The sequence below is a fragment of the Arthrobacter sp. GmRoot5-12 genome (assembly GCF_059739365.1).
Genome location: NZ_AP046056.1, coordinates 3,787,380 through 3,814,154 on the forward strand (window position 1 = coordinate 3,787,380; position 26,775 = coordinate 3,814,154).

The 26,775-nt window shown below is 67.2% G+C and carries 23 protein-coding genes, 2 tRNA genes and 1 riboswitch; of the genes, 23 read left to right on the plus strand and 2 right to left on the minus strand.

Going from position 1 to position 26,775, the window contains the following annotated elements:
* The first annotated feature begins 3 nt into the window (after positions 1 to 3).
* The 3 genes from AC6JAM_RS17515 to ndk all read left to right on the plus strand — a co-directional run bounded on the left by AC6JAM_RS17515 (position 4) and on the right by ndk (position 2,311).
* A complete protein-coding gene (locus AC6JAM_RS17515) occupies positions 4 to 1,362 on the plus strand; it encodes a bifunctional folylpolyglutamate synthase/dihydrofolate synthase (protein ID WP_018769468.1) in 1,359 nt (452 codons plus the stop codon).
* A 2-nt stretch (positions 1,363 to 1,364) separates the two neighbouring features.
* The gene (locus tag AC6JAM_RS17520) at positions 1,365 to 1,826 is read left to right on the plus strand and encodes a DUF4233 domain-containing protein (protein WP_026265799.1); all 462 of its coding nucleotides are present in this window, start codon (positions 1,365 to 1,367) and stop codon (positions 1,824 to 1,826) included.
* A 65-nt stretch (positions 1,827 to 1,891) separates the two neighbouring features.
* A complete protein-coding gene (gene ndk / locus AC6JAM_RS17525) occupies positions 1,892 to 2,311 on the plus strand; it encodes a nucleoside-diphosphate kinase (protein ID WP_018769466.1) in 420 nt (139 codons plus the stop codon).
* A 63-nt stretch (positions 2,312 to 2,374) separates the two neighbouring features.
* Here the strand turns inward: ndk and AC6JAM_RS17530 are convergent, their stop codons facing one another.
* Positions 2,375 to 3,043, minus strand: a complete 669-nt coding sequence (locus AC6JAM_RS17530) for a vitamin K epoxide reductase family protein (RefSeq protein WP_223991871.1) — start codon at positions 3,041 to 3,043, stop codon at positions 2,375 to 2,377.
* A gap of 438 nt (positions 3,044 to 3,481) precedes the next feature.
* Here AC6JAM_RS17530 and AC6JAM_RS17535 point away from each other — a divergent pair, with 438 nt between their 5' ends.
* The 15 genes from AC6JAM_RS17535 (at position 3,482) to mctP (ending at position 19,344) form a co-directional block, all read left to right on the plus strand.
* Positions 3,482 to 6,937 (plus strand): Rne/Rng family ribonuclease, encoded by a 3,456-nt coding sequence (locus tag AC6JAM_RS17535; protein ID WP_497935325.1) that lies wholly within the window; start codon positions 3,482 to 3,484, stop codon positions 6,935 to 6,937.
* 148 nt (positions 6,938 to 7,085) lie between these two features.
* Positions 7,086 to 7,183, plus strand: a riboswitch (TPP riboswitch).
* A gap of 7 nt (positions 7,184 to 7,190) precedes the next feature.
* Positions 7,191 to 8,711, plus strand: a complete 1,521-nt coding sequence (gene thiD / locus AC6JAM_RS17540; RefSeq protein ID WP_497935978.1) for a bifunctional hydroxymethylpyrimidine kinase/phosphomethylpyrimidine kinase — start codon at positions 7,191 to 7,193, stop codon at positions 8,709 to 8,711.
* A 263-nt stretch (positions 8,712 to 8,974) separates the two neighbouring features.
* Positions 8,975 to 9,283, plus strand: coding sequence for a 50S ribosomal protein L21 (gene rplU, locus AC6JAM_RS17545; RefSeq protein ID WP_003803420.1), 309 nt, complete (start codon positions 8,975 to 8,977; stop codon positions 9,281 to 9,283).
* 61 nt (positions 9,284 to 9,344) lie between these two features.
* Positions 9,345 to 9,608: a 50S ribosomal protein L27 gene (gene rpmA / locus AC6JAM_RS17550; RefSeq protein WP_009372867.1), complete on the plus strand. Its 264-nt coding sequence runs from the start codon at positions 9,345 to 9,347 to the stop codon at positions 9,606 to 9,608.
* A 119-nt stretch (positions 9,609 to 9,727) separates the two neighbouring features.
* Positions 9,728 to 11,317 (plus strand): GTPase ObgE, encoded by a 1,590-nt coding sequence (gene obgE / locus AC6JAM_RS17555; RefSeq protein WP_018769462.1) that lies wholly within the window; start codon positions 9,728 to 9,730, stop codon positions 11,315 to 11,317.
* Positions 11,318 to 11,321: 4 nt separating this feature from the next.
* Positions 11,322 to 12,458, plus strand: a complete 1,137-nt coding sequence (proB, locus tag AC6JAM_RS17560) for a glutamate 5-kinase (RefSeq protein ID WP_018769461.1) — start codon at positions 11,322 to 11,324, stop codon at positions 12,456 to 12,458.
* Positions 12,459 to 12,484: 26 nt separating this feature from the next.
* Entirely contained in the window at positions 12,485 to 13,849 is a 1,365-nt protein-coding gene (locus AC6JAM_RS17565) for a glutamate-5-semialdehyde dehydrogenase (protein WP_056390655.1), read from the plus strand.
* Between the two features lie 79 nt (positions 13,850 to 13,928).
* On the plus strand, positions 13,929 to 14,168 hold the full coding sequence (locus AC6JAM_RS17570; RefSeq protein WP_018769459.1) for a hypothetical protein: 240 nt from the start codon (positions 13,929 to 13,931) through the stop codon (positions 14,166 to 14,168).
* Between the two features lies 1 nt (position 14,169).
* Positions 14,170 to 14,841, plus strand: coding sequence for a nicotinate-nucleotide adenylyltransferase (gene nadD, locus AC6JAM_RS17575; RefSeq protein ID WP_377204418.1), 672 nt, complete (start codon positions 14,170 to 14,172; stop codon positions 14,839 to 14,841).
* A gap of 7 nt (positions 14,842 to 14,848) precedes the next feature.
* Positions 14,849 to 16,147, plus strand: a complete 1,299-nt coding sequence (locus AC6JAM_RS17580) for a hypothetical protein (protein ID WP_134164659.1) — start codon at positions 14,849 to 14,851, stop codon at positions 16,145 to 16,147.
* A gap of 38 nt (positions 16,148 to 16,185) precedes the next feature.
* Positions 16,186 to 16,587: a ribosome silencing factor gene (rsfS, locus tag AC6JAM_RS17585; protein WP_018769456.1), complete on the plus strand. Its 402-nt coding sequence runs from the start codon at positions 16,186 to 16,188 to the stop codon at positions 16,585 to 16,587.
* Positions 16,588 to 16,719: 132 nt separating this feature from the next.
* A tRNA-Ala gene (locus AC6JAM_RS17590) sits at positions 16,720 to 16,792 on the plus strand.
* Positions 16,793 to 17,001: 209 nt separating this feature from the next.
* Positions 17,002 to 17,074: transfer RNA gene (locus AC6JAM_RS17595), tRNA-Ala, on the plus strand.
* 225 nt (positions 17,075 to 17,299) lie between these two features.
* Complete coding sequence (locus tag AC6JAM_RS17600) at positions 17,300 to 17,671, plus strand: DUF3311 domain-containing protein (RefSeq protein ID WP_018769455.1); 372 nt, start codon at positions 17,300 to 17,302, stop codon at positions 17,669 to 17,671.
* Positions 17,668 to 19,344 carry a monocarboxylate uptake permease MctP gene (gene mctP / locus AC6JAM_RS17605; RefSeq protein WP_018769454.1) on the plus strand — a complete coding sequence of 559 codons (1,677 nt, stop codon included), beginning with the start codon at positions 17,668 to 17,670 and terminating at the stop codon, positions 19,342 to 19,344. The genes AC6JAM_RS17600 and mctP overlap by 4 nt, the downstream gene beginning before the upstream one ends.
* A gap of 99 nt (positions 19,345 to 19,443) precedes the next feature.
* Here mctP and AC6JAM_RS17610 read toward each other — a convergent pair whose 3' ends face one another.
* Positions 19,444 to 20,781: a class I SAM-dependent methyltransferase gene (locus AC6JAM_RS17610; protein ID WP_018769453.1), complete on the minus strand. Its 1,338-nt coding sequence runs from the start codon at positions 20,779 to 20,781 to the stop codon at positions 19,444 to 19,446.
* 46 nt (positions 20,782 to 20,827) lie between these two features.
* Between AC6JAM_RS17610 and AC6JAM_RS17615 the strand changes: the two genes are divergently transcribed.
* From AC6JAM_RS17615 to AC6JAM_RS17635, 5 genes are all read left to right on the plus strand, one after another.
* Positions 20,828 to 21,862, plus strand: coding sequence for an FAD-dependent oxidoreductase (locus AC6JAM_RS17615; RefSeq protein ID WP_497935327.1), 1,035 nt, complete (start codon positions 20,828 to 20,830; stop codon positions 21,860 to 21,862).
* A 50-nt stretch (positions 21,863 to 21,912) separates the two neighbouring features.
* Positions 21,913 to 23,055: a class I SAM-dependent methyltransferase gene (locus tag AC6JAM_RS17620; RefSeq protein ID WP_497935329.1), complete on the plus strand. Its 1,143-nt coding sequence runs from the start codon at positions 21,913 to 21,915 to the stop codon at positions 23,053 to 23,055.
* A 204-nt stretch (positions 23,056 to 23,259) separates the two neighbouring features.
* Positions 23,260 to 24,462: an ROK family transcriptional regulator gene (locus tag AC6JAM_RS17625; RefSeq protein ID WP_134164661.1), complete on the plus strand. Its 1,203-nt coding sequence runs from the start codon at positions 23,260 to 23,262 to the stop codon at positions 24,460 to 24,462.
* A gap of 8 nt (positions 24,463 to 24,470) precedes the next feature.
* Positions 24,471 to 25,823 carry an extracellular solute-binding protein gene (locus AC6JAM_RS17630; protein ID WP_497935334.1) on the plus strand — a complete coding sequence of 451 codons (1,353 nt, stop codon included), beginning with the start codon at positions 24,471 to 24,473 and terminating at the stop codon, positions 25,821 to 25,823.
* A gap of 2 nt (positions 25,824 to 25,825) precedes the next feature.
* The gene (locus AC6JAM_RS17635; protein ID WP_134164662.1) at positions 25,826 to 26,707 is read left to right on the plus strand and encodes a carbohydrate ABC transporter permease; all 882 of its coding nucleotides are present in this window, start codon (positions 25,826 to 25,828) and stop codon (positions 26,705 to 26,707) included.
* The last annotated feature ends 68 nt before the right edge of the window (positions 26,708 to 26,775 follow it).

The following is a 26,775-nucleotide window of genomic DNA, read 5'->3' on the forward strand; positions in this document are numbered from 1 at the left end:
GACATGAGCGACGAATTTTCCGTGGAAAGCGTGTACGCCGAACTGCTGGGACGGGCGCCGGAAAACAAGATGGAGCCGCGGCTGGCTCCGCTGTTCCGTGCGATGGACGTGCTGGGCGAGCCCAACAAGGCGTTCCCGATCATCCATGTGACCGGAACCAACGGCAAAACGTCCACATCCAGGATGATCGAGTCCGTGCTCCGCGCCCACGGCCTGAGCACCGGACGCTACACCAGCCCGCACCTGTCCAAGGTCACCGAGCGGATCAGCATCGACGGCCATCCGGTATCCGACGAGACGTTTGTCAGGATCTGGGACGAAATCAGGCCCTACCTGCAGATTGTGGACTCGGAACTCGAAGCCGAGGGGGAGCCGAGACTGACGTACTTCGAGTGCCTCACCATCCTGGGCTTCGCCATCTTCGCTGACCAGCCGGTCAACGTGGCCATCATCGAGGTGGGTTTGGGCGGCATTACCGATGCCACCAACGTCGGCGACGGCCAGGTCTCGGTGGTGACGCCGATTTCGCTGGACCATACCGACCTCCTGGGCGACACCACGGAGGACATCGCCCGCGAAAAGGCCGGCATCATCAAGCCCGGCGGCTACCTCATCAGCGCGGCCCAGCCCCTCGATGCGGCCCAGGTGCTGCTGGAGAAGGCCAAGGAGGTGGGCGTACCGTTCCGCTTCGAGGGCGTTGAGTTCGGTGTCGAGTCACGGACGGTGGCTGTTGGCGGGCAGGTGTTGACTATCCAGGGCATCGCCGGCCGCTACCCGGACCTCATGCTGCCACTGCACGGCGCCCACCAAGCACAGAACGCTGCCGTCGCGGTGGCCGCCTTGGAGGCGTTCTTCGGCGGTGAAAAGGAACTCGACCTCGACGTGCTGCAGGAAGGCTTCGCGGCCGTCACGTCCCCCGGCCGCCTTGAGGTGGTGCGGACCGCACCCACCATCATCGTGGACGCCGCCCACAACCCCGACGGCATCAAGGCCTCCGCCGCCGCCCTGCGGGAAGCATTCACCTTCACCAGGCTGGTTCCGGTGGTGGGCGTGCTCAAGGAGAAGGACGCGGAGGAGATCCTGCGCGAAATCAGGGAGTCGCTGGGCGACATGGCAGTGGATTACTGCTTCACCCAGTCCAACTCTCCCCGGGCGGTTCCGGCCGCCGAGCTGGCGGAGCTGGCGATCGACCTGGGATTTGGCGAGGACAACGTCCACATCGCCGAAAAGCTGGACGACGCACTCGAATGGGCCGTGGAACGGGCCGAAGCCAATGACGACCTTTCCGGCGGCGTGCTGGTCACCGGCTCCATCACCCTGGTGGCAGAGGCGCGGATCCTGCTCGGAAAAACGGAGGCGTAGGCGTGGCCAGATTGACCAAGGCCCAGCGCGAGTGGCGTCCCGGCATGCCCAAGAAGCGCCGCTCCACCAAGGTGATGTTCGCTTCCACGGTGCTGCTCCTGGAAGCGTTCGTCATGTTCTTCGCCACCCTGGTGGTGTTTGGCCTGCGCCGCGGGGAGTTTCCGCCGGCACTGATCCTCGGCGTGGGGATCGCACTCAGCGTGGTCATGATCTTCGCCTGCGCGGTCCTCAACAGGCCCTGGGGCATCGGCCTGGGCTGGATCCTGCAGCTGGTCCTGATCCTCACAGGCATCTTCGAGCCGGCCATGTTCCTGGTGGGTGGGCTTTTCGCCGCGGCCTGGTGGTACGGAATCCGCACCGGCATCCGGCTGGACCGCGAGGCTGCGCAGCGGGCACGCGAACAGGCCGAATGGGAAGCCGCCCACCCGGACGGGGCCGGTCCCGCCCAGCCCCAGTCCCCGTAAACCAGTCCCCGTAAGCCAGTCCCCGTAGACTTATCCCGAAACCCCACGAACGCATTGGAGCAGTTGTGACTACAGAGCGCACCCTCGTCCTGATCAAGCCCGACGGCGTCGCCCGTAACCTGACCGGCGCCATCCTGGCCCGCATTGAAGCCAAGGGCTACAGCCTTGTTGAGCTGAAAAAGGTCGACGCCACCCGTGAGCTGCTGGAGCAGCATTACGAGGAGCACGTAGGCAAGCCGTTCTACGAGCCGCTGGTGGAGTTCATGCTCAGCGGACCCGTGGTGGCGGCCATCTTCGAAGGCCACCGCGTCATTGAAGGGTTCCGGTCACTGGCCGGCACCACGGACCCCACGACCGCGGCCCCGGGCACCATTCGCGGCGACTTCGGCCGGGACTGGGGCCTGAAGGTCCAGCAGAACCTGGTGCACGGCTCCGACTCAACCGACTCCGCCGAGCGCGAGATCAAGATCTGGTTCCAGGGCTGACAGTCCAAGGACGGCAGAAGGCCCCTGGTTCTTCGGAACCAGGGGCCTTTTGCCGTCCGCAGCTCAGAAGCCTGACGTGCCCGCAAAGACCTGGATGAACGCGAAGAAGATGGTGGCGACGACGGCCACGTACAGCAGTGCCGTGATGATCCAGCCGGAATCACCCAGCACGCGGGCCGCCCCCGCGGGCATTGGGATCACTCCGGCCGTGATGTTCCTGATGGTGGTCCACACAAAGAGCGGAATCATGGCCGCCCAGACGATCATGCAGAACGGGCACAGGATGTGGATCGAATACAGGGCCTGGGACCACAGCCACACCACGAAGGCGAAGCCGAGCGTGACGCCCACCTGAAGCCCCATCCAGTACCACCGCGCGAACGTGGCACCGGACAGCAACGCCATGCCCACGGTTATGGTGACGGCGAACGCGACGATACCGATGAACATGTTGGGGAAACCGAACAGCGAACTCTGCCACGTCTGCATGACCTGGCCGCAGGAGATCCAGGGGTTCACGTCGCAAACGGTGGTGTGGTTGGGGTCCTTGAGGACTTCGAGCTTTTCCAGGACCAGGGTTCCGGAGGCAAGCCAGCCCACGATTCCGGTGATGACCAGCAGCCAGCCGAAGGGCCGGTTCCGGGCCATCCGCGGAACGCCAGGGGCCGCAGTGGCCTGCGGATCCGTGGCCCTTTCCGTTTCATGGGCGCTGACGGGGGAGATGCTGGGCATGGGTGTGGCGTCCTTTTCGTCCGGTGCTCCTGAGCCTGATTGTAACGCCGGCGGCTGGTGCCGCCACACAGGAATGGGAACGGAAGTGCCTGCCTCCGCGGCGATCCGGCGCGGGTATGAGAGAATGAACGTGGCTGGAAGCCGATCCACATTCGGACTCCGGTCCGGTGGTATGTTCCCAAGACCGCCAATGATGGGCAGGGCAGGCTTCGGATTCTTCCGGCACTCCCGCCACTCCATTGGGCGGCACCTGGTTGTGGCACGCAGAACAACGGGTTTTCAGAACATCCACCGGCTCCCACGGGCTGCCGCACCCCAATGACGGTGCGAACCTGGGAGTATCCACGTGACTTCTGTCAACGCCTGCGGGTTTTGACAATATGTGCCCCAATGGGTGCCGGATGTGGCGGTACGTCAGGGGCAGGAGTGTTGCCACATATGGACAATGATCAGGAACTGGCCGTTAACGATGATGCACCGGCTGCCGAGGCTGCTGCTGCACCCAAGAGGGCTGTACGCACCCGCCGGAAAACGGCTCCCAAGACCGAAGAAGCCGTGACGGATGCAGCGGCCACGGCGCCGGAGGCAGCCGCCCCTGAAGCAAGCGGCGACTCGCCGTCGGCGGAAGCCGCCGCGGCGACCAAGGCCCCGGCCCGCCGCACCCGCCCCCGCAGGAAAGCGGACGCCCCCGAACCCCTGCCCGCCTTCGCTGATGACGCAGAGGCAACCGCTGCCGCCGGCACTGCGCCTGTTGATGCTGTGTCCGTCGATGCTGCGTCCGTTGATGCCCCGGCACCGGCCGTGGCCGGTGAAGACGCTGCCGCAGCACCTGCTGCCACGGCGGACGCCGAAACCAAACCTGTTCGCCGCCGTCGGGTAGCCACCCGCAAGGCCGCGTCCCCGGCTGCCCCGCCCGCGGCGGAAGCCGCGGCAGCGGACGCCGTCGCTGCAGAACCAGCAATCCCGGAAGCCCCGGCACAGGAACCGGCCCGGGAGGAAGCTGCCGCCCAGGAAGCAGCTCCTGCGCAGGAGCAGCCCCAGGAACCCGTCGCGGCCGCCGAGGCTGCCGGAGCCCCCGGGCCTGCCCGGGAAACCCCCGCTGTGGCCAAGGAAGAGCACGCTGCGGTCAAGGAACAGACCGCCCCCGCCGCGGCCGCCAGCCCCTTTGGTTCCCTCTTCCTGGAGCCTGCATCGCCCACATCCGTGCTCTTCCAGGCCCCGGACCTCAGCACCGTGGTCCGTCCCGCAGCACCCGCCGTCGAGGAACCTGAAGAGGAAGAAACCGACGACGGCGACGATTCCTCCAGCCGCCGCAGGCGCCGCAGCCGCGGCCGCAGGGGCCGCAGCCGCGTCGGCGACAAGGCGGACGAGGACATCGAGGGTGGCAGCGCCGAGGCTGACGCCGAGGACGAGGCCGACGAGGACAGCGCCACACAAGCCGAGGACGGCGTGACGTCCCGCCGCCGCCGTCGCCGCCGCCGCGGTGACCAGGACCTGGAGCTGACCGGCGGGGAAGGCGACGACCCGCCCAACACGGTGACGAGGGTCCGTGCCCCGCGCGCGGTCAGTGAAGCGCCGGTCAACAACCGGGTCACCAGCGTCAAGGGCTCCACCCGCCTTGAGGCCAAGAAGCAGCGCCGCCGCGAATCCCGCGACACCGGCCGCCGCCGCACCGTCATCACCGAGGCCGAGTTCCTGGCCCGCCGCGAATCCGTGGACCGGCAGATGATCGTCCGCCAGCGCGACGACAGAATCCAGATCGCCGTCCTTGAAGACGGTGTCCTGGCCGAGCATTTCGTGTCCAAGACCCAGCAGGACTCGCTCATCGGCAACGTCTACCTGGGCAAGGTCCAGAACGTGCTGCCGTCAATGGAAGCTGCGTTCGTGGACATCGGGCGTGGCCGCAACGCCGTGCTGTACGCCGGTGAGGTCAACTGGGAAGCCGTCAACCTCGAAGGCAAGCAGCGCCGCATCGAGAACGCGCTCAAATCCGGCGACACCGTCCTGGTCCAGGTGACCAAGGATCCCGTCGGCCACAAGGGCGCCCGGCTGACCAGCCAGATCTCCCTTCCCGGCCGCTACCTGGTCTACGTGCCCGGCGGCTCCATGACCGGCATCTCCCGCAAGCTGCCCGACGTCGAACGCAACCGCCTCAAGCGCATCCTCAAGGACCGCCTGCCCGAGCACGCCGGCGTCATCGTCCGGACCGCCGCGGAAGGTGCCTCGGAAGAGGAACTGACGCACGACATCAACCGCCTGCGCGCCCAGTGGGAAGGCATCGAAAGCCAGTCCCAGTCCACCAAGATCCTGGCCCCGGAGCTGCTGTACGGCGAACCGGACCTGACCATCAAGGTGGTCCGGGACGTCTTCAACGAGGACTTCTCCAAACTGATCGTCTCCGGTGAGGAGGCCTGGGACACCATCGAGGCCTACGTCACGTACGTGGCGCCGGACCTGGTGGGCCGCCTCGAGAAGTGGACCAAGGACCAGGACATCTTCTCCGCCTGGCGCATCGACGAGCAGATCCACAAGGCCCTTGAGCGGAAGGTCTTCCTGCCCTCCGGCGGCTCCCTGGTCATCGACCGCACCGAGGCCATGACCGTGGTGGACGTCAACACCGGCAAGTTCACCGGCAGCGGCGGCAACCTCGAGGAAACCGTCACAAAGAACAACCTGGAAGCCGCCGAGGAAGTGGTGCGCCAGCTGCGGCTGCGCGACATCGGCGGCATCATCGTGATCGACTTCATCGACATGGTGCTCGAATCCAACCGCGACCTGGTCCTGCGCCGCCTGGTGGAATGCCTGGGCCGCGACCGGACCAAGCACCAGGTTGCCGAGGTCACGTCGCTGGGCCTGGTCCAGATGACCCGCAAGCGCATGGGGACGGGCCTGCTGGAAGTCTTCGGCGAGCAGTGTGAGGCCTGCGCCGGCCGGGGCGTAGTGACGCACGACGATCCCGTGGAGCACCGCCGCGCCAACATTGTGGCGGCCGAGCACCACGTCCAGCGCGCCGACAGCCGCCCCGAAGCCCGCGGGGAAGCCCACCGCCCCGAAGGGCAGCGGGCCGATGGCGGCCAGCCCGGAGTCCGTCCCGAGCGCAAACGGCGGCGGGGACGCGGCGGCCAGCAGCCCGAGGCTGCCCCGGCGCCTGCTGTCCACGTCCACACCGTCCTGCCGGACCCCACAGACGCAGAGCGGCACGCCAAGGCAGAGGCCACCCGGCTTGCCCTGGCGAACATCGCGGCTGCCGCCCATGCGGCCCACCTGCATGACGATGAGGTGGCAGCCACCCGGCAGGCACCGTCCGCCGAGCCGGCGCAGGTCCCTGTTGAAGAGAAGCACGACGCCGATGGCCCGGCACGCCCCGCAGCTGTCCTGACCTTCGGCGGCGAGGAAGTCCCGCTTCCCTTCGTGGAGCACGCTGAGGACCAGCATCCCAGGCCCGCCCTCACGCTGGACCGGCTCGCGGAAGCCTTCGCCCACCTCGGCCAGCCGGCTTCCCCGGTGGAGAACGCGCCCGCCAAGGCCGCAGACACGGTGAAGCCGGCCGAACAGTCAGCGCCCGAACAGTCGGTGCCCGAACAGCAGCCCGGCGGGGGAGCGCAGGCGCGTGCCGCCGTGAAAGCTCCGGTGGAAAAGGACTACTCCGACCACACGCTGGAGCAGTCCCGGCAACGCAGGCCGCGGCGCCACCGCGCTGCCAGCCGTGCCCAGGGTGCCGCAAATGAAACCGCTGTCCAGCACCACGAGAACGTCCAGGCGACAGGCGCGGGGCACTCGCACGCAGCCAAGGCCCCGGACACCGCCAAAGCACAGCCCGCTGCGGCGGAGCCCGGCAAGCCGGCAGGGGAACCGATCATCCTCGGCGTCGGCGTCCCCGCCTCGGAGCTCTAAGCCAAGGCGCAGTTAACGCGCCACCCAGGAAGTCCCCGTCGTGCGGACTGTCCCCCATGAATCCAGGGGGAACAGTCCACGGACGGGGACTTCCTGCATGCGCGGGTGCTGTCACCTTTCCGCCGGGTACGCCCCAGCGGCTACTCTGGAACCCGACACGGGGTGCCGCGCAGAAGGCCGGCTGAGATCCACACCCGTTGAACCTGTCCGGCTAGTACCGGCGAAGGGATGTCTGTTGTCTTCGACCCTCTCCATGCCCCTGCCCACAGCGTCCGGCGTGGCCCCCGCGCTGCCTGGGGGCCGCGATGTCCCGCGCGTCCTCTCCATTGCAGGCTCCGACCCGTCCGGCGGGGCCGGGATCCAGGCGGACCTCAAAAGCATTGCCGCCCATGGCGGATACGGCATGGCCGCGATCACGGCACTCACGGCGCAAAACACCCGGGGTGTGCAGTCCGTCCACGTCCCGCCGGCCGGCTTCCTGGCCCAGCAGCTGGGCGCGGTCAGTGACGACATCAGCATCGACGCCGTCAAGATCGGCATGCTGGGCGACGAGTCGGTGATCCGCACTGTCCGCCAATGGCTCGAAAAGGCCCGTCCCGCCGTCGTGGTCCTGGACCCCGTCATGGTGGCCACCAGCGGCGACAGGCTGCTGAAGGAATCCGCCGAAGCCGCGCTCCGGGAACTGCTGCCCCTTGCCCACCTCATCACCCCCAACCTTCCCGAACTCGCGCTGCTGCTGGGCACGGAGCCGGCGAAAGACTGGGACACCGCGCTGGACCAGGGCAGGCGCCTGGCGGAAGCCACCGGAGCCACCGTGCTGGTCAAGGGTGGCCACCTTTCAGGCCTCGACTGCCCGGATGCGCTGGTCAACGCTTCGGGCCTCCTGGGCCCGGACGTGGTGGAAGTGCAGGGGAAGCGGGTTTCCACGCGGAACAGCCACGGGACGGGCTGTTCCCTGTCCTCTGCCATGGCAACAGTCCAGGCCCGTTTGGGCAATTGGGAGGCATCACTGCGAACGGTCAAGCCCTGGCTGGCCGGCGCACTTGAGAACTCCGGCCAATTGGAGGTGGGCCAGGGGAACGGCCCCGTACACCACTTCCACCACGTGCGGCCGGTCCTGGAGGAGGGCGGCTTCGCGGCCCGGTTGTGGTCGGAAGCCCAACAGGACCTGGCGGACATCTACGCACTGGACTTCATCCACGGCCTGGCGTCAGGAGACCTTCCGGAGAAGGACTTTGCCTACTACCTGGCGCAGGATGCCCTCTACCTGAACGGCTACTCCAGGGTGCTGGCACGGGCCAGCGCGCTGGCCCCCTCGGAGGCCGAGCAGCTTTTCTGGGCCGGATCCGCGCAGCAGTGCCTTGAGGTGGAATCGGAACTCCACCGCTCGTGGCTCAGCACCCGCCCGGCCCCGAAGGGCCTGGGCCCCGTCACCAAGTCATACGTGGACCACCTCACGGCAGCGTCGGCGTCGGGCAGCTATGCCGTCCTCGCCGCCGCCGTGCTTCCCTGCTTCTGGCTCTACGCCGAAGTCGGCGGGAAGCTCCACGCCCGGTTCCTGGCCTCGGGCGAACCGGACGGCCATGCCTACGCGGCCTGGCTCCGGACGTACGCCGACGAGGGCTTCGCCGAAGCAACCCGCAAAGCCATCGCCATCGTGGATGCAGCCGGACGGACCGCGCCGGACCATGAGAGGGCGGCGATGGTGACGGCGTTCAAGCAGTCCTGCCGCCTGGAAGTGGAGTTCTTCGACGCGCCGAGGCTGCATTCCTGACCCCCGCGGGCCGGGCCCGGCTATGATGGTGGAGCACGGTTGCGGCGGTTCCTGCCGGGCTGTGGTTACTACCACAGCCGGCCCGCCTGAACCAGCCTCATTTGCGGCCGAAGATGGATTTAGCGTATTCTTGATCTTCGGTGCTTACGCCAACACTTGGGTTACGACCCCACGGCGTTGAGGCACAGCGAGAAACCAAGCTTTTAGCAAGTCGGTTCCGCACGCAAATTTTGTAATAAACGTCGAGAGAAGTGAGTTCCCAAGTGGTGTACGCGATTGTCCGCGCAGGCGGCCGCCAAGAGAAGGTTTCCGTTGGAGACTTCGTTACCCTGAACCGCGTCGCCGGTGGAGCCGGCAGCACCATTGAGCTGCCCGCACTGCTCCTGGTTGATGGTGACAAGGTCACCTCCGCCGCCGCTGACCTGGCCAAGGTAACTGTTACGGCTGAAATCCTCCAGGACCTGCGTGGTCCTAAGATTGTCATCCAGAAGTTCAAGAACAAGACCGGCTACAAGAAGCGCCAGGGTCACCGCCAGGAACTGACCAAGGTCAAGATCACCGGCATCAAGTAACCACCGGTTACTGTTCAGGCATTTCAACAGATTCCCCAGAATTTAGAGGCAGGCATTTCAGATGGCACATAAAAAGGGCGCGAGCTCCACTCGCAACGGTCGCGATTCCAACGCTCAGTACCTCGGCGTCAAGCGCTTCGGCGGCCAGGTTGTTTCGGCCGGCGAGATCATCGTCCGCCAGCGTGGCACCCACTTCCACCCGGGCGCCGGCGTTGGCCGTGGCGGCGACGACACCCTGTTCGCCCTGACCCCGGGCGCCGTTGAATTCGGCACCCGCCGCGGTCGTCGCGTAGTCAACATCGTTGCTGCTGCAGCTGCAGAGTAACAACAAGTTCTGAAACGGTGGAGCGGGCCTGAGGGTCCGCTCCACTGTTCTTTTAACCGCATTACAATCGATGTGGCGTCCCCTGGGCCGCCAGGTAAACAGTTTCTGAGGAGATCCACGTGGCCAGCTTTGTAGACCGGGTAGTACTGCACGTATCCGGCGGTACCGGCGGCCATGGGTGCGTCTCCGTCCACCGCGAGAAGTTCAAGCCGCTGGGCGGACCCGACGGCGGCAACGGGGGCAACGGCGGCGACGTGATCCTCCGCGTCGACCACCAGACCACCACGCTTCTTGACTACCACCACGCACCGCACCGGCACGCCAGCAACGGCGGCCCCGGCATGGGTGACTGGCGCGGCGGCAAAAACGGTGAAACCCTCATCCTGCCCGTCCCGGACGGCACCGTGGTGAAGTCCAAGGACGGCACCGTCCTGGCTGACCTCGTCGGCGAGGGCACCGAGTACGTGGCCGCCGCAGGCGGCATTGGCGGACTCGGCAACGCCGCCCTGTCCTCGCAAAAGCGCCGCGCCCCCGGCTTTGCGCTGCTGGGCATCGAAGGCGAGTCCCGCGACATCGTCCTGGAACTGAAGTCCATCGCCGACATCGCGCTGGTGGGTTTCCCGTCGGCCGGCAAGTCCAGCCTCATCGCGGCGATGTCCGCGGCCCGGCCCAAGATCGCTGACTACCCGTTCACCACGCTGGTTCCCAACCTCGGCGTCGTGCAGGCCGGAGACGTGCGGTTCACCATCGCCGACGTACCCGGGCTCATCGAAGGTGCCAGCGAGGGACGCGGCCTGGGCCACCACTTCCTGCGGCACGTGGAGCGCTGCGCAGCCCTGGTGCACGTGCTGGACTGCGGCACGCTGGAATCGGAGCGCGACCCGTTGTCGGACCTCGCCATCATCGAGGGCGAGCTGGAGAAGTACGCCGTCGACATGAGCTACGCAGGCCAGGACGGCGAAGTGGTACCCCTGAACCACCGCCCCCGGCTGGTGGCCCTGAACAAGGTAGACCTGCCCGACGGCAAGGACATGGCCGAATTCGTGCGTCCGGAACTCGAATCCCGCGGCTACCGCGTGTTCGAGGTGTCCGCCACCAGCCATGAGGGCCTGCGCCAGCTGGGCTTCGCCATGGCGGAGATCGTCAAGGCGGCCCGCGACGCCGTCGCTGCGGCACCGCCCAAGGTCCAGCCCGCCGTACTGCGTCCCCGCGCCGTCAACGAGGCCGGCTTCAAGATCCGGCGCGAGGAAAAGAACCTGGAGCCGCTGTTCCGCGTCCTCGGCGAAAAGCCCGAACGCTGGGTCAAGCAGACCGACTTCACCAACGAGGAAGCCATCGGCTACCTTGCGGACCGGCTCGCCAAGCTCGGCGTGGAGACTGAACTGTTCAAGCAGGGCGCCAAGCCGGGCGACACCGTGGTCATCGGCGGGGACGACGGTGTCGTCTTCGACTGGGAGCCCACCATGATGGCAGGGGCCGAGCTCCTGGCGTCACCGCGCGGCACCGATGTGCGGTTCGCAGACATTGGGGATCGGCCCACCCGCAGCCAGAAGCGCGATGAGCAGCAGGAGCGCCGTGACGCCAAGGCCGCCGCCCGGGCCGAGCTCGAGGCGGAACGGAAAGCCGGTATCTGGACCGAATCCGTCAGTGGCCGCCGCGCTGCCCACCCTGTGAAGGAGAGCGGACTGGAAGCGGACGATGACCTCTAGGGGCATGACCGCGGAACCCGCCGGGCGGACGGCGGACAGGAGCGCACTGGCAGGCGCCCGCCGGATCGTCGTGAAGGTGGGCTCCTCGTCTCTGACCAGCATCAAGGGCGGCATCTCGGAGGAATCCCTGACCGCCCTGGCGGACGCACTCGCGGCCAAGCGCAACGCGGGCGCCGAGATCATCCTGGTCTCCTCCGGCGCCATCGCGGCCGGACTGGCCCCGCTGGGACTGGCCAAGCGCCCCCGCGACCTCGCCACCCAGCAGGCCGCCGCCAGCGTGGGCCAGGGGCTGCTGATGGCCCGGTACACCCAGGCCTTCGGCGCGCACGGCGTCACCGTCAGCCAGGTCCTGCTCACGGCCGAGGACCTGATGCGCCGCAGCCAGCACACCAACGCCCTCCGCGCCATGGACCGGCTGCTGAACCTCGGTGTGGTCCCCGTGGTCAACGAGAACGACACCGTGGCCACCCACGAAATTCGCTTCGGCGACAACGACCGGCTCGCCGCCCTGGTGGCGCACCTGGTGCGCGCCGACGCACTGGTGCTGCTGTCCGACGTCGACTCCCTCTATGACGGGCCGCCCGCCCAGGGTGCCAAGCGCATCCCCCTGGTCACGGGCGCGCACGACCTCGAGGGCGTTTCCATCGGCAAAGCGGGCAAGGCCGGTGTGGGAACCGGCGGGATGATGACAAAGGTGGAAGCTGCCAGCATGGCGGCAGGTTCGGGCATTCACGCCCTGGTGACCTCCACGTCCAACGCCGCCGCAGCCCTGAATGGCGAGGACGTGGGCACGTGGTTTTCCGTCAACGGTTCCCGCAAGCCCGTCCGGCTCCTGTGGCTGGCGCACGTTGCCTCGGTGCAGGGCCGCCTGGTCCTGGACGAGGGGGCGGTGCGTGCCGTGCGGCACCACCGCACCTCCCTGCTGCCGGCGGGGATTTCCGCGGTGCAGGGCGACTTTGAAGCGGGCGACGCCGTGGAGCTGGCAGGAACCGACGGCATCGTTGTGGCCCGCGGCCTGGTGAACTACTCGTCGGAGGAGCTGCCCCGCATGCTGGGGCGTTCCACCCGGGAGCTGGGCGAGGCACTGGGCAGCGGCTATGACCGCGAAGTTGTTCATGTTGATGACCTGGTGCTGGTCTGAGCCCAGGGCTCGCCTAAACTTGGAGCATGACTGAAGCCCTGATCCACACTGCTGAAAATTCCGGAACCACTGCTGCGCAGGCGCAGCCGGGTGCCGTGGCAGAACAGGGATCAGCTGCTGCGCCTCTATCCGCTGCGGAGGTTGAAGCGGCTGTCCACGCCCTCGCGGACCGGTCCCGCCACGCTGCCCGCCGGATGGCCACTGCCAACCGTGCCTGGAAGGACCGCGCCCTCCGGGCTGTCGGAGCCGCCCTGCAGGAGAACGTGCCGGCCATCCTCACCGCCAACGCCATGGATGTGGAAAAAGGCAAGGCCAACGGCACCTCCGCCGCGCTCCTGGACCGGCTCACCCTCACCGAGGCCCGCGTGGCAGGGCTGGTGGCCGCCCTCGAGAACCTGGCCAACCTCCCGGATCCCGTGGGCAATGTGGTGCGCGGCCAGACCCTTCCCAACGGGCTCCGCCTCCGCCAGGTCAACGTGCCCATGGGCGTCGTGGCGGCCATCTACGAGGCACGGCCCAACGTCACCGTGGACATCGCGGGGCTGGCCCTCAAGAGCGGCAACGCCGTCATCCTGCGCGGCGGCAGCGCTGCCGAGGCCACCAACCAGGTCCTGGTCCGGGTGCTGCGCGAAGCCCTCGAATCTGTGGGCCTTCCGGCCGACGCCGTGCAGACCGTGGACCAGTACGGCCGCGCCGGTGCCAACGTCCTGATGAAGGCCCGCGGCAGGGTGGACGTGCTGATTCCCCGCGGCGGCCGCGACCTGATCCAGACCGTGGTGACCAACTCCGCCGTGCCCGTCATCGAAACGGGGGAGGGGAACGTCCACATCTTCCTCGACGAGTCCGCCGACGAAAACATGGCCGTGGAGATCCTGCTCAACGCCAAGACCCAGCGGCCCAGTGTCTGCAATACGGTCGAGACCCTGCTGGTGCATTCGCGCTCAACCGTCCTGCCCGCCGTGGCCGCCGCCCTGCGTGGCGCCGGTGTCCGCCTGCACGTGGACGGGCGCATCAGCGCCGCGCTGCCCGGGATCGAGACCCAGCCGGCCACGGATGTGGACTGGGGAACCGAGTACATGGACCTTGACCTGGCCGTGGCCATGGTGGACAGCCTCGATGAGGCCGTGCAACATATCCGCACCTGGTCCACCGGGCACACCGAAGCGATCCTCACCAACAGCCTTGCCAACGCTGAACGGTTCATCGCCGAGGTGGATTCGGCGGCGGTGATCGTGAACGCTTCCACGCGGTTTACCGACGGCGGGGAACTTGGCCTCGGTGCCGAGGTGGGCATTTCCACCCAGAAGCTGCACGCCCGCGGGCCCATGGGCCTGACCGAGCTCACCACCACCAAGTGGATCGTCCAGGGCGAAGGCCAGGTCCGCGCATAGCAACGCGGTAACATAGACCAGAACCCGGAAAGCAGCGGAAGGTTCCGCTGCCCGTAAATCCTTGAACATAGGGGAGAAAATGCTGCTCCAGCAGATTGCCACGTCCGTCGCCGCCGCAGGTGAATCAGGCCATGAGGAGCTTGCGCCGCTGTGGGCCGAACCGTGGGTCTTTGGCGTTTCCATGTTCGGCATCCTGGTGGTCCTGATGTTCATTGCCTGGTCCTACACCAACCTGGGCAACCGCCACGCCGCCACGGACGAGCACGCCGATCCGCACCGCCAGCACCCCAATAAGCACGATCGCGGGCAGGGCCACTAAGATTTCCCACAACCTGCACCGCAATGGTGCCCGGGGGCGGCTGCGGCTTGGCGTGATGGGCGGGACATTCGATCCCATCCACCACGGCCACCTTGTCGCGGCCAGCGAAGTCGCGGCGGAGTTCGACCTCGACGAGGTGGTCTTCGTCCCCACCGGGCAGCCATGGCAAAAGTCCCATAAACAGGTCAGCGAGCCCGAACACCGCTACCTGATGACCGTCATCGCCACGGCATCCAATCCGCGCTTCACCGTCAGCCGTGTCGACGTTGACCGTCCGGGTCCCACCTACACCATCGACACCCTCCGCGACCTCCGGGCCCAGCGCCCCGATGCCGACCTTTTCTTCATCACCGGCGCGGACGCCCTGGCGCAGATTTTGTCCTGGAAGGACATTGACGAGCTGTGGTCGCTGGCCCACTTCGTGGGCGTGACACGTCCCGGGCACGTCCTGGACGGGATGGGCCGCGACGACGTCAGCCTCCTGGAAGTTCCGGCCATGGCCATTTCGTCAACGGACTGCCGGGCCCGTGTGGCAGCGAACAACCCGGTCTGGTACCTGGTCCCCGACGGGGTGGTCCAATACATCGCCAAGTACGGCCTGTATTCGGACCCGCCGCCTGCAAGCGCGGATGAAATAACTTCCGAAGCACGCGAACCAGCCAGTACTGAATGAGTTCTCAATGAGTCAGGAACAGCCCCCAATCCGCAGCCGCCGGGAACTCCGGAAGGCCAGGGACGCCCAACAGGCCACCCCGCCCGCCACCGGGCAGCGCCCGCCTGCCGCGAACCGGCCGGCCGACGGCGCACCCGCACCGGCGGGACAGGATGCGACGGCCCGCTCCCGCTCCGCAGTAACAACTCCGCCGGCCCCCGCCGACACGCCTGCCGACCGGACGCCTGAAGACCAGACGCCCACCCAGCGTTCGTCCCAGATCCGGGCCCGCGACCGGGCCGCGCTTCGCACCATCAAGGAACTTGAGGAAAAGGAAGGCCAGCTTGCTGCCGGGGGACCGCCCACCCGGCGCCAGCTGCGGTTGCAGCAACTCAAAGAGCAGGCACTGACGGCCGCCAATCCGATTGTGCCACCAGCCGCTGCGCCCGCCCCCACCGCGTCGTCAGGAGCGGACACTGCTGCCCCGGCCCCTGCAGCGAACACCGGCGCGCCGGTAAAAACTGGTGCCCCGGCGAAACCAGGGCCCGCAGCCGCCGCTGAACGTCCTGCACCGGCTCCAGGAGGCGCCCCGGAGGGGATGACGGTGGAACAGGCACTGGAAGCGCGGGCGCTGATCGCCGCGCAGGCCAGGAACCAGATCGCCAAAATGGAGCACATCGCGTCTGTGGATCCGGAGGCCGTCGATCCGGAGATCCTGGCCGAACAGATCGCCCTGGCGGAGCGGGCCGCGGTCCTGAACCGCAGGGCAATGGCCCGGCAGAAGCTCGCCGAACAGGCGGGGAATCCTCCCGCCCCGGCCAGGGAAGCCGCCGCCAAAGACAAGCCCGGCCCGTCCACCGCCAACAACCTGGCGATGGTGACGCCGCTCGAGTTCGTCCAGGTGCCCGGCGTCGAACGTCCGGTGATGAAGCCGCCGGCAACCTCGCATGTCCCGGTCACCACCAGGCCCGGCACCAAAGTTCCGGGAAAACGCAAACCTGCCAACCGCCCCAAGGCGCCAGCGCCCGAATCCGCCAGCGGCAGGTCCCAGGTCATAGCCCGTGCCGAGGCAGCGGCCAAAGCCGCCAGCCGTCCCAAACGGGTATCGCTCCCGGACAACCAGACGGAGAACCCCTCAGAGGATCTCTTCGAGGATCTTCCCCGCGTCCCTGCCCGCGCCGCCCATGGCCTTGACCCCCTGGACGCCGCAACGGCCGGCCTGACAAGGGCGCGGCGGAACCGCATCCTTCAGTTCTGCATCCTCGCGTTCGGGATCCTGGCCCTCATTGCCGGCATCATCCTGATCGTCAGCGGCATGTCCCGCTGACCGCACCGGCATCAACTTTTCACCAAACAAGGAGTCCCGTGACTGCAACAGAATCGTCCATTGCAATAGCCCGTACGGCCGCCAAGGCCGCCGCCGACAAGATTGCGCAGGACATCGTCGCCATGGACGTGAGTGAACGCCTGGCCCTGGCCGACGTCTTCCTCATCGCCTCGGCACCCAGCGAACGCCAGGTCAACGCCATCGTTGACGGCATCGAGGAAGAACTTGCCAAACAGGACCTGCGGCCGGTGCGCCGCGAGGGCCGTTCCGGCGGCCGGTGGGTCCTGCTGGACTACGCCGACGTCGTCATCCACGTCCAGCATGAGGAGGACCGGGTGTTCTACGCACTGGAGCGGCTCTGGAAGGATTGCCCCGTGGTGGACCTGCAGCTCGGGGACGACGCATCCGCCAAAGCCGGCGCAATAGCCGACAGCGAGTAGGCCGCGCCCGCGCCGTGAACGTGTGCGGAGAGTGAATATTCCCGATTTGGAATTTTCGGAATTGCTGTTCTAAGATATTTGAGTTGCTTCGGGGGAGACCCCGGAGAGAGCTCCTTGGAGCAGCAACAATCCGGGGCTGTGGCGCAGCTGGTAGCGCACCTGCATGGCATGCAGGGGGTCAGGGGTTCGAGTCCCCTCAGCTCCACCGGCGGGTCCGCCGGAACCATCCTGGTTCCGGCGGACTTTTTCGTTTCCAGCCGTTCCCGCGCAGCTGACGACGGCTGAATGCCTGCAGGACTGCGCGGCGGAGGAGCGCGGTTCCGGGGCCGTTGACCGCCGATTGGCGTCCAGCGGAAAAGTGCATTACTCTGGTCAGGTTGCTCCGGCGAATTCAACCGGAAGGAACAAGAGTACGGGGCTGTGGCGCAGCTGGTAGCGCACCTGCATGGCATGCAGGGGGTCAGGGGTTCGAGTCCCCTCAGCTCCACCGATACTCGGAAAAGGGAACCATCACATTTGTGCTGGTTCCCTTTTTCGTCGTTGTTGGGGGCCTGGTCCTTTTCTCTCCGGATGGGGACCTGCAGCCGGTGGAAAAACCCTTCCCGCGCAGGTCAAAGCGGGGTACAACTGAGGTTGAGGGCACATCGTCCCGCCGCCCGGCCGCTTTCACCCAAGAGCGGGGACGCGGGACAGGCTGACGAGGAGGTCACAGATGTCCCACGCAGATGGTTCCGGCTACAACGGCGATGCTGTTCCAGAGGAATCGCGCCTGACACGCGATACCGCGATCCGGGGGCCTGCGAGGCCCGCTCCATACATCGGTGCCGGCATCATCCTGGCCGCCGCCATCCTCTTCCCCCTCATGCCGCAGCTCTACTCCTTCGATGCGCCCAGGCTGGCCGGGCTGCCGTTCTTTTACTGGTACCAGCTGCTCTGGGTGCCCATTTCGGCCATCCTGACCGGCACGGCCTATTGGCTGGTAACCAAGGAAGACCGACGACGGCGGGCTGAGGCACGTCCAGGCGGCCCGCCACGGGCAGGCACAGCCTCCGCTGATGCCGGGTTGGGAGGGGACCGGCCATGAACGGGCGCGAGATCAACTGGATTGCCTTGATCATTGTTGTGCTGCTGTTCGTCGTTGTTGCCGTCATGGGCTTCCTGGCCGCCAAATGGCGCCGCAGCGGAGAGGTGGAAGGACTGCACAGCCTGGACGAGTGGGGCCTGGGCGGCCGCGGATTCGGCACCTGGATCACTTGGTTCCTGCTGGGCGGGGACCTCTACACCGCCTACACCTTCGTGGCAGTGCCCGCAGCGATGTGGGCCACGGGCGCCGTCAGCGGCTTCTTTGCCGTGCCCTACACCATCGTCCTCTATCCGATCATCTTCATCATCATGAGCCGTTTGTGGTCGGTGTCCCACCGCCATGGCTACGTCACCTCAGCGGACTTCGTGGGCGGCCGCTACGGCAGCCGCTGGCTTTCGCTGGCCGTCGCCGTCACGGGCATCGTGGCCACCATGCCCTACATCGCGCTGCAGCTGGTAGGCATCAAGGCCGTCCTCACGGTCCTTGGCCTGGGCAGCTCAGGCAATGTGCTCCTGACCGACCTGCCGCTGATCCTGGCCTTCGTGGTCCTGGCCGCGTACACCTACACATCGGGACTCCGCGCGCCGGCGATGATTGCCGTCGTCAAGGACCTCCTGATCTACCTTGCGGTGATCGTGGCCGTCATCTACCTGCCCATCAAGTTCGGCGGCTGGGACACCATCTTCAGTTCGGCACAGGCCAAACTGGGCACGGTGAACCAGGCCACCGGAAAGCCCGCAGGGGTCTTCATTCCGGGTGCTGCCAACTACTCCGCCTACTGGTCACTGGCACTGGGTTCGGCCATGGCGCTCTTCATGTATCCCCACTCCGTGACGGCGGTGCTGGCATCCAAGGCCCGCAATACCATCCGCCGCAACGCCGCCATCCTGCCCCTGTACTCGCTGATGCTTGGTTTCCTGGCCCTGCTGGGTTTCGTGGCCATCAAGGCGGGCACCAAGCCCATCGACCTGGACGGATCGGTCAATCCGCAGTTGGTGGTACCGCAGCTGTTCCTTGACCATTTCCCGGCCTGGTTTGCGGGGGTGGCCCTGGCTGCCATCGCCATCGGGGCGCTTGTCCCCGCGGCGATCATGTCCATTGCGGCGGCAAACATGTTCACCCGAAACATCTACCGCGACTTCATCCGGCCTGACGTCGATGCCAGGACAGAGGCGAAGGTTTCCAAGATCGTCTCGCTGGTGGTGAAGGTGGGCGCGCTGGTCTTCGTGATCGCCATGGACCAGTCCGCGGCCATCAACATGCAGCTGCTGGGCGGCATTTGGATCCTGCAGACCTTCCCGGCCGTGGTGGCCGGCCTGTACACCCGGTGGTTCGACCGCTGGGCGCTGCTTGTCGGCTGGGCGGTGGGCATCATCTTCGGAACAATCTCCGCATACAACGTGGTCAATCCGGCGACCAAGGCCCATTTTGGCGGCTCTTTGGCCCCCATCCCCGGGACGGACTTCACCGTTTACATCGCGGTGTCCGCGTTCGCGCTGAACCTGATTGTCGCCGCCGTCCTGACCCTGGTGCTGCGGGCCCTGAAGGTCCGCACGGGGGAGGACCTCACCCGGCCCACGGATTACGCCGCCGACGAGACAGACCCGAAGGTGGTCCAGATCGAGAAAATCCAGCCTTTCACCCGGCCAGGCGGACCTCCGCCGGTGGCCTGAAGGAAGCCCGGGTCCTCCCCGGGATTAGGCCGCCCTCCTGCCGGGTTACGTCCCGGCAGGAGGGCGCTGTACGTGGAGTGTTGGCGGGAGTAAAACGGCTCACATCCAGGCGGTGCGCCGCAGCGGCGGTTCCTCTCCACCCGGGCGGCGCACCAGCACCTGGTTGACTCCGGTCAGCCCGGTTTCGAAGCCAATGGCGCTGCTGGCCATGTAGAGCCGCCACACCCGGGCGCGTCCCGCACCGGCCAGCTTCACCGCCTCGTCCCAGTTTTCCTCAAGCCGGCTTACCCATGCCCGGAGCGTGAGCGCGTAGTGCCGGCGGAGGGCCTCCACGTCGAGGACTTCGAACCGCGCCGTTTCCAGGGCGGCCACCATTTCGCCGAGGCTGATCATCTCCCCGTCGGGGAACACGTACCGGGGAATGAATGAGTCCGGGTCCGGGCTGGTGGGGCCGGCGTTCCAGGAGATGGCGTGGTTCAGCAGCCGCCCGCCGGGCCGGAGCAACCCGTAGAGGGCCGAGGCGTAGGCGGGGGTCTGGGCGCGCCCGACGTGTTCGGACATGCCGATGGAACTGATGGCGTCGAATGGCCCGTCGCTGACATCCCGGTAATCCTGGACCCGGATGTCCACTTTGTCCGTCAGGCCGGCGTCCGCTGCACGCTTGCGGGCCAGGGCGGCCTGTTCCCTGGAGAGCGTCACGCCCACTACGCTGACGCCGTACCTGGCGGCAGCGTGGAGGGCGAAGCTGCCCCAGCCGCAGCCCACATCCAGCACCCGCATCCCCGGTTGAAGCCCCAGCTTGCGGCAGACCAGGTCCAGCTTGGCCTCCTGAGCGGCGTCCAGCCCCGAGTCAGGGCCACTCCCGGGGGCTTCGGCGCCGCCGGCGGCCCATACCGCGCAGGAATAGACCATCGACGGTCCCAGCACCAGGGCGTAGAAGTCGTTGCCGACGTCGTAATGATGCGAGATGGCGGCCGAATCCCGGCGGCGGGAATGCATCCTGCCCTTTTTGGCAATGCGCGCCTCCTCCGGTGGCGGGGCAGGGTTGGGCCCGATGGCGCCGAGCCGGACCGCGGTGCGCAACAGCAGCCAGAGCTCGCCTGCGGTCAGCGGGCGGAACGGCCCGGGCTCGGCGAACTTGCCGGCCGAGCTCAATGCCGTGAACGCCGCGAAGATGTCCCCCGGGGTGTCGATTTCACCTGCCACGTAGGCGCGGCTCAGTCCCAGCTGTCCCGGCGACCACAGAATGCGGCGCAGAGCCTTTCGGGACCTGAACTCCAGGACGGGTGCGTCCACGGGTCCCGCTTCCGAGCCGTCCCACGCGCGCAGGCGCAACGGGATCTGCCCGGTCCCCAGCACCACCCCCAGGGCCTTTTCCAGCCGGGCAGCGTGCCCGGTGCTTCCGTTTCCTGTCCGTTCGGCTGCTCCAGTTTCCATGCGCCTACCCTAAGGCCGTGTTGGCTTCCGCGACTATCATGGGCAGGTGAGTCCTGACCCAACCGACGTGGTGGTAATCGGGGCGGGCCAAGCCGGCCTCTCGGCTGCCTACCACCTGCAGCGCCGGGGAATTGATTATGCCGTGCTGGACGCCGAGGAAGGGCCGGGCGGTGCATGGCGGCACCGCTGGAGGAGCCTGCGCATGGCCACGGTCAACGGAATCAGCGATCTGCCGGGCATCGCCAAACCGGAGGTGGATCCGGCGGAACCGAGCTCGGAATTCCTGACCCGGTACTTCGGAAGCTACGAGGCTGAGCTGGGTCTGTCCGTTCTCCGGCCCGTCAAGGTACGGGCCGTCAGGCGCGAAGATGATGACCCGGCCGGGCGCTTGCGGGTCGAAACCACACGCGGGGACTGGACGGCCAGGGCCATCATCAACGCCACCGGTACGTGGACCCGCCCGTTCTGGCCCATTTACCCGGGCCAGTCCTCGTTCCGCGGCAAACATGTGGTGGTGGTGGGTGGCGGCATTTCCGCCGTCGGGCTGCTGGAAGAAATTTCCCGCGTCACCACCACCAGCTGGTTCACCCGAAGGGAACCGGTGTGGCGCGACGCGCCGTTCGATGCCACAGCGGGCCACGAGGCCGTGGCGCTCGTGGAGGACCGTGTCCGGCAGGGACTTCCGCCGCAAAGCGTCGTGTCCGTGACGGGCCTCATCTGGACACCAGCCCTCCGCGCGGCCAGGGGAAGGGGCGCCCTCGACCGGGAGCCGATGTTCACGTCCATCGAACCGGACGGCGTCCGCCGCGCCGACGGAAGCCTCCGCAAGGCCGACGTCATCCTGTGGGCCACCGGCTTCAGGGCGGAACTGGAACACCTCGCCCCGCTTCACCTGCGCGGGCCCGGCGGCGGAATCGCCATGGACGGAACCCGGGTGGCGGCCGAGCCGCGCGTCCACCTGGTAGGTTACGGGCCGTCGTCGTCCACCATTGGCGCCAACCGTGCGGGCCGCGCGGCAGTGACCGGGATCCTGAAGCTGCCTGGAATGGCGACGGCGGCGAAAACGGTAACGTGGGGGTGATGCCCCGGGACGCGGGGCGAACGAAGGCAACAGAAGGCGGCAGGACACCGGTGGCAGCAAACACCCTGGCGGACATTTTCAACGTCCTGCGCCGGCGGCCCGATGTCGAAGCCCCCAACCTGCAGGCCTGGGATGCCACGGACCGGCTGCTGCTGGAGACCGCAGTGCAGCTGGGGCGGGCCGGCGGTACCGTGGCGGTGATCAATGACCGCTACGGGGCCCTGACGCTCGGCGCCTCGGCAGTGCTTGCCCCGGCGTCGCTGCGCGTGCACCAGGACCTGATCACAGGGGAAAGGGCACTGCGGCTCAACGCGGCCGAACTGGGGGACGGGCCCGGGGCGGAGTTTGTCCAGCTGCCCCTGGGGCACCAGCTGCTGGCGGGAGCAGACACCATCCTGCTGCAGCTCCCCAAAACCCTCGCGGAACTGGAAGAAATCGCTGCCGCCGTGGCCCTGCATGCCGCACCGGACGTCCAGCTGCTGGCAGGAGGCCGGGTGAAGCACATGTCGCTGGGCATGAACGCCGTCCTTGAACGGTACTTCGTTTCGGTGCAGCCGCAGCTCGCACGGCAAAAGTCCCGGGTCCTCCTTGCCGCGGGCCCCAAACCCTCCACCGTGGCGCCCCGCTTCCCGGTGGTGGAGCACCTTGCCGGCCTGGACCTGGACGTGGCAGCCCACGGCGCAGTCTTTGCCGGCCCCAGGCTGGACATCGGCACGCGTTTCCTCCTGGCATTCCTGCCCCGGATGAAACCGGCACGGCACGCCGTCGACCTCGGCTGCGGCACCGGAATCCTTGCCGCGATGTACGCGCGGCAGTTCCCGGCATCCGCCGTGACAGCCACCGACCAGTCCGCGGCCGCAGTGCAGTCCGCCCTTGCCACCGCCCGCGCAAACGGCCTGGCAGACCGCATCAGCGTTCTGCAGGACGATGCGCTGAGCACCTTCCCGGACGGCGCCGTGGACACCGTGCTGCTCAACCCGCCCTTCCACGTTGGTGCAGGCGTCCACGCCGGCGCCGGCCTCAAGATGATCCAGGCAGCCGGGCGGGTGCTGGCTCCCGGCGGCGAGCTGTGGACGGTCTTCAACCGGCACCTCGCCTACCTGCCGGCGTTGGAACGGTACGTGGGGCCCACCGTGGTGGAGGGGCGGAACCCCAAGTTCACCGTCACCCGAAGCACCCGCCGCCCCCTCTGACTGGAACGCGCCCGGCCACCGGGAGTCCACCGCCGGGAACCGCGGATCCTGCCGCGCCGCGCCGCCGCCCGCGCATATGGGCGGGGGACCACCCTTAACGTACGATTCAAAGCATCACCATCACGAGGTAGCCGAAGACGTTTAGGGGACACAGTGTCTGAGATCCGCCAATCCTCTCCGAGACGCGGAACCAACTTGCCCAGGATGGGGGATTTCAACCTCACCGTCATCCTTGACGCAATCCGCAGGACGTCCGGTGGCCTGAGCCGCGTTGAACTGGCCCAGATCGTGGGCCTGTCCCCGCAGACCATTTCGAACATCTCGCGCCGCCTGCTGGACCAGAACCTGATTGTCGAGGCCGGCAAGGAGGGTACCGGCCCGGGCAAGCCGCGCACCATCCTCCGCCTCAATCCCGGCGGCATGTACGCCCTGGGTGTCCACCTGGACCCCGCAGTCACCACGTTCGTGGTGCTCGACCTCGTGGGATCTGTTGTCCGGCACTCGCGGATCAAAACCCCCGGCGGAAACGATCCCTCCGCCGTGATCAGCACCATCGCTGCGGAAATCGACCAGCTCGTCGCCGATTCCGGCGTAGACCGCAGCCGCATCGCCGGCCTGGGCGTGGCTGCGCCCGGCCCCATCGACCTGGACAACGGCACGGTCGTGGATCCACCACTGCTGCCCGGCTGGGACAGGGTGGAGCTGCGCGAAGCGCTGGCCGGGGCCACCGGTTACTCGGTACTCGTTGACAAGGACGTCACCAGCGCCGCCGTGGCGGAGACATGGGCAGGCGGGCCCAGCGGCGCCGGCAGCTTCGTCTTCATGTATATGGGCACAGGCATCGGCTGCGGCATCGTCCTGAACGACGAAGTGGTCCGCGGCACGTCCGGCAACGCCGGGGAGATAGGACACATCATCGTCGATCCCGACGGCCCACCCTGCGACTGCGGCCTGCGCGGCTGCGTGAAATCCTCCTGCATCCCGCAGGTCCTGGTGGCGGAGGCGGAAGCAGCGGGCATCCTGGACGGATCCCGCGCGGGTAACAGCGGCGCCGAAGTCCAGCAAAGCTTCGCCCGGCTGTGCGCACTCGCCGACGGCGGGGACGAACGCGCCGCTGCCATCCTGGACAAATCCGCCGTCCTGGTGGCCCGGGCAGTCTCCGTTGTCACCAACACCCTCGACGTGGAACGCGTCGTTTTCGGCGGCCCCTTCTGGAGCGGACTGGCGGAGCGCTACCTGGAGCTGATTCCGCCACTCCTGGATGCCAACAGCGACGTCAGGCTGATCCACCCCATCGAGGTTGTTGGCACGGGCGTCGGGGAGGACGTGGGAGCCATCGGCGCCGCCTCGCTGGTCCTGGAACATACCCTCGCACCCCGGGCCCAACGGCTCCTGCTGGAAAGCTGAGGAACAGCATGCTTCGCCGGACATCGAAAACCGTCTCCCTGCTGGCCGCCGTGGTCCTTGCCCTCGCGGCCTGCACTCCCGGAAACCCAGCCGAGGGAAACAAGACCATCAAGGTGGCCTACCAGAAAACGGATTCGTTCAAGACCCTGGACACCATGTTCCAGGATGCGAAAAAAGAGTTCGAAGCCGCACACCAGGGCGTCACCATCGAACTGCAGCCCATCCAGGCGAACGACGACGACTACGGCACAAAGCTGGCCCTGGCCCTTCGCTCGCCTGCCACTGCTCCGGACGTCTTCTACGAAGACACCTTCAAGGTCCGCTCCGACGTGGACGCCGGGTACCTCCTGAAGCTGGACAGCCGGCTGGCCGGATGGGGTGACTGGGACAAGTTCAGCGACGGCGCCAAGGAGGCTGGGAAAGCGGACGACGGCGGCACGTACGCGGTGCCGCTGGGCACCGACACCAGGGCCATCTGGTACAACAAAAAGGTCTTTGCGGCCGCCGGCATTGGGTTGCCGTGGCGCCCGTCCAGCTGGCAGGACATCCTGGACACCGCAAGGAAGATCAAGGCATCCAACCCGGACGTGATCCCCTTCAACATGTATGCCGGCAAGGGCACAGGTGAAGGGACCGTGATGCAGGGCTTCTATGAGCTCCTCTATGGAACCGGGGCAAGCCTCTATGACACGGATTCGAAAAAGTGGGTCGTTGGGTCTGCCGGCTTCAAGGACTCGCTGACCTTCCTCAAGACCCTTTACGGCGAGAACCTCGCAGTGGCCCCGGCCGAGGCGCTGGACCCGAACATCTGGAAGAAGGTGTTCGGTGAATGGTTCCCGAAAGCAAAACTCGGGGCGACCGTGGAAGGCTCCTACGCGCCGTCGTTCTGGCAGGCCGGCGGAAGCTACGCGTGGCCGGGCTACGAACAGGACATGGGCGTGGCCCCGTTCCCGACGCAGAACGGCGGCGCCCCCGGCGCGGTCAGCATGTCCGGCGGGTGGACCCTTGCCGTCGGGGCGGAAACCAAGCAGCCCGACCTTGCCTTCAACTTCCTCACCACGGCACTCAATGCCAAGAACTCGCTGGCCTTCACGGTGGCCAGCTCACAGATCGCCGTCCGGACCGACGTGGCCGCCGACCCCGCCTACCAGTCCGCCAACCCGTTCGTGAAGGACGTGTCCGGCCTGGTGGCCGTCACCAGATTCCGGCCTGCCACCTCCGACTATCCGCGGATCTCCGCTGCCGTCCAGGAAGCCACCGAGGCCGTGATCACCGGCAGCAGGAGCCCTGAACAGGCAGCGGCCGACTATGACACAGCCGTGGCCGGCATCGTGGGCGGCGACAAGACCGTCCGGAAGTAGCGTTGGCGGCCCACCACCGGACACGGCAGCTGCTCCGCTACCTGCCCGTCCTGCCTGCCGTCCTGCTGCTGCTCGTCTTCCTGGCCGGCCCGGTACTGTGGGCCTTCCACGCCTCGCTCACCAACGCCGGACTGACCGGCCGCAACGCAAGGAACCCCCAATGGGTGGGGCTGGAGAACTACCAGCGGCTGCTGGAGGACCCCGTCTTCCCGCTCTCGCTGGCGCTGACGGTCCTGTTTGTCGCAGGCTCGGCAGTCCTGGGCCAGAATGTGCTGGGACTGGCCCTCGCCGTCCTCATGCGCCGCGCACGTCCTATGGTCTCGGCAACTGTTGGCACCGCCGTCGTGGCCGCCTGGGTCCTGCCGGAAATCGTGGCCGCGTTCGCCGCCTATGCTTTCTTCAGCCGCGACGGCACGCTTAACCAATTGCTGGGCCGCTTCGGTGCGGGGGAAACCGACTGGCTCTACACCGTGCCCATGGCCGCCGTGATCCTGGCAAACGTGTGGCGCGGGACCGCCTTTTCCATGCTGGTGTACCGGGCAGCGCTCAACGGCGTACCGGCAGAGCTGACCGAGGCCGCGCACATGGACGGGGCCGGTGCCTGGCAGCGGCTGGCGTTCATCACGCTGCCGGTGATCCGGGGCAGCATCGCCACCAACCTGATGCTGGTTACCCTGCAGACCCTGGCTGTCTTCACCCTGATTTGGGTCATGACTGCGGGCGGACCGGCCAACGGCAGCACCACGCTGCCTGTCCTGGCCTACCAGGAAGCCTTCAAATTCGGTGACATCGGCTACGGCACCGCCGTGGCGTCCGTCCTCATCCTGATCGGCGCCGTCTTTGGCGCAGCCTATCTCCGCCTCCTCAGTGAGCAGAAGCCGTGACTGCACCGAAATGGGCGGGACGGCGGCTCCCGCAGCAACAGCCCGGCCAGCCCAGCCCCAGCCGTCCA

What these genes read in the sequence shown, in the direction of transcription:
- AC6JAM_RS17515 (WP_018769468.1), top strand. Translation starts at nt 4, where the DNA reads ATGAGCGACGAATTTTCCGTGGAAAGCGTGTACGCCGAACTGCTGGGA.
- AC6JAM_RS17530 (WP_223991871.1), bottom strand. Translation starts at nt 3,043, where the DNA reads ATGCCCAGCATCTCCCCCGTCAGCGCCCATGAAACGGAAAGGGCCACG.
- AC6JAM_RS17535 (WP_497935325.1), top strand. Translation starts at nt 3,482, where the DNA reads ATGGACAATGATCAGGAACTGGCCGTTAACGATGATGCACCGGCTGCC.
- thiD (WP_497935978.1), top strand. Translation starts at nt 7,191, where the DNA reads ATGCCCCTGCCCACAGCGTCCGGCGTGGCCCCCGCGCTGCCTGGGGGC.
- rpmA (WP_009372867.1), top strand. Translation starts at nt 9,345, where the DNA reads ATGGCACATAAAAAGGGCGCGAGCTCCACTCGCAACGGTCGCGATTCC.
- proB (WP_018769461.1), top strand. Translation starts at nt 11,322, where the DNA reads ATGACCGCGGAACCCGCCGGGCGGACGGCGGACAGGAGCGCACTGGCA.
- AC6JAM_RS17565 (WP_056390655.1), top strand. Translation starts at nt 12,485, where the DNA reads ATGACTGAAGCCCTGATCCACACTGCTGAAAATTCCGGAACCACTGCT.
- AC6JAM_RS17570 (WP_018769459.1), top strand. Translation starts at nt 13,929, where the DNA reads ATGCTGCTCCAGCAGATTGCCACGTCCGTCGCCGCCGCAGGTGAATCA.
- AC6JAM_RS17580 (WP_134164659.1), top strand. Translation starts at nt 14,849, where the DNA reads ATGAGTCAGGAACAGCCCCCAATCCGCAGCCGCCGGGAACTCCGGAAG.
- AC6JAM_RS17600 (WP_018769455.1), top strand. Translation starts at nt 17,300, where the DNA reads ATGTCCCACGCAGATGGTTCCGGCTACAACGGCGATGCTGTTCCAGAG.
- mctP (WP_018769454.1), top strand. Translation starts at nt 17,668, where the DNA reads ATGAACGGGCGCGAGATCAACTGGATTGCCTTGATCATTGTTGTGCTG.
- AC6JAM_RS17610 (WP_018769453.1), bottom strand. Translation starts at nt 20,781, where the DNA reads ATGGAAACTGGAGCAGCCGAACGGACAGGAAACGGAAGCACCGGGCAC.
- AC6JAM_RS17625 (WP_134164661.1), top strand. Translation starts at nt 23,260, where the DNA reads ATGGGGGATTTCAACCTCACCGTCATCCTTGACGCAATCCGCAGGACG.
- AC6JAM_RS17630 (WP_497935334.1), top strand. Translation starts at nt 24,471, where the DNA reads ATGCTTCGCCGGACATCGAAAACCGTCTCCCTGCTGGCCGCCGTGGTC.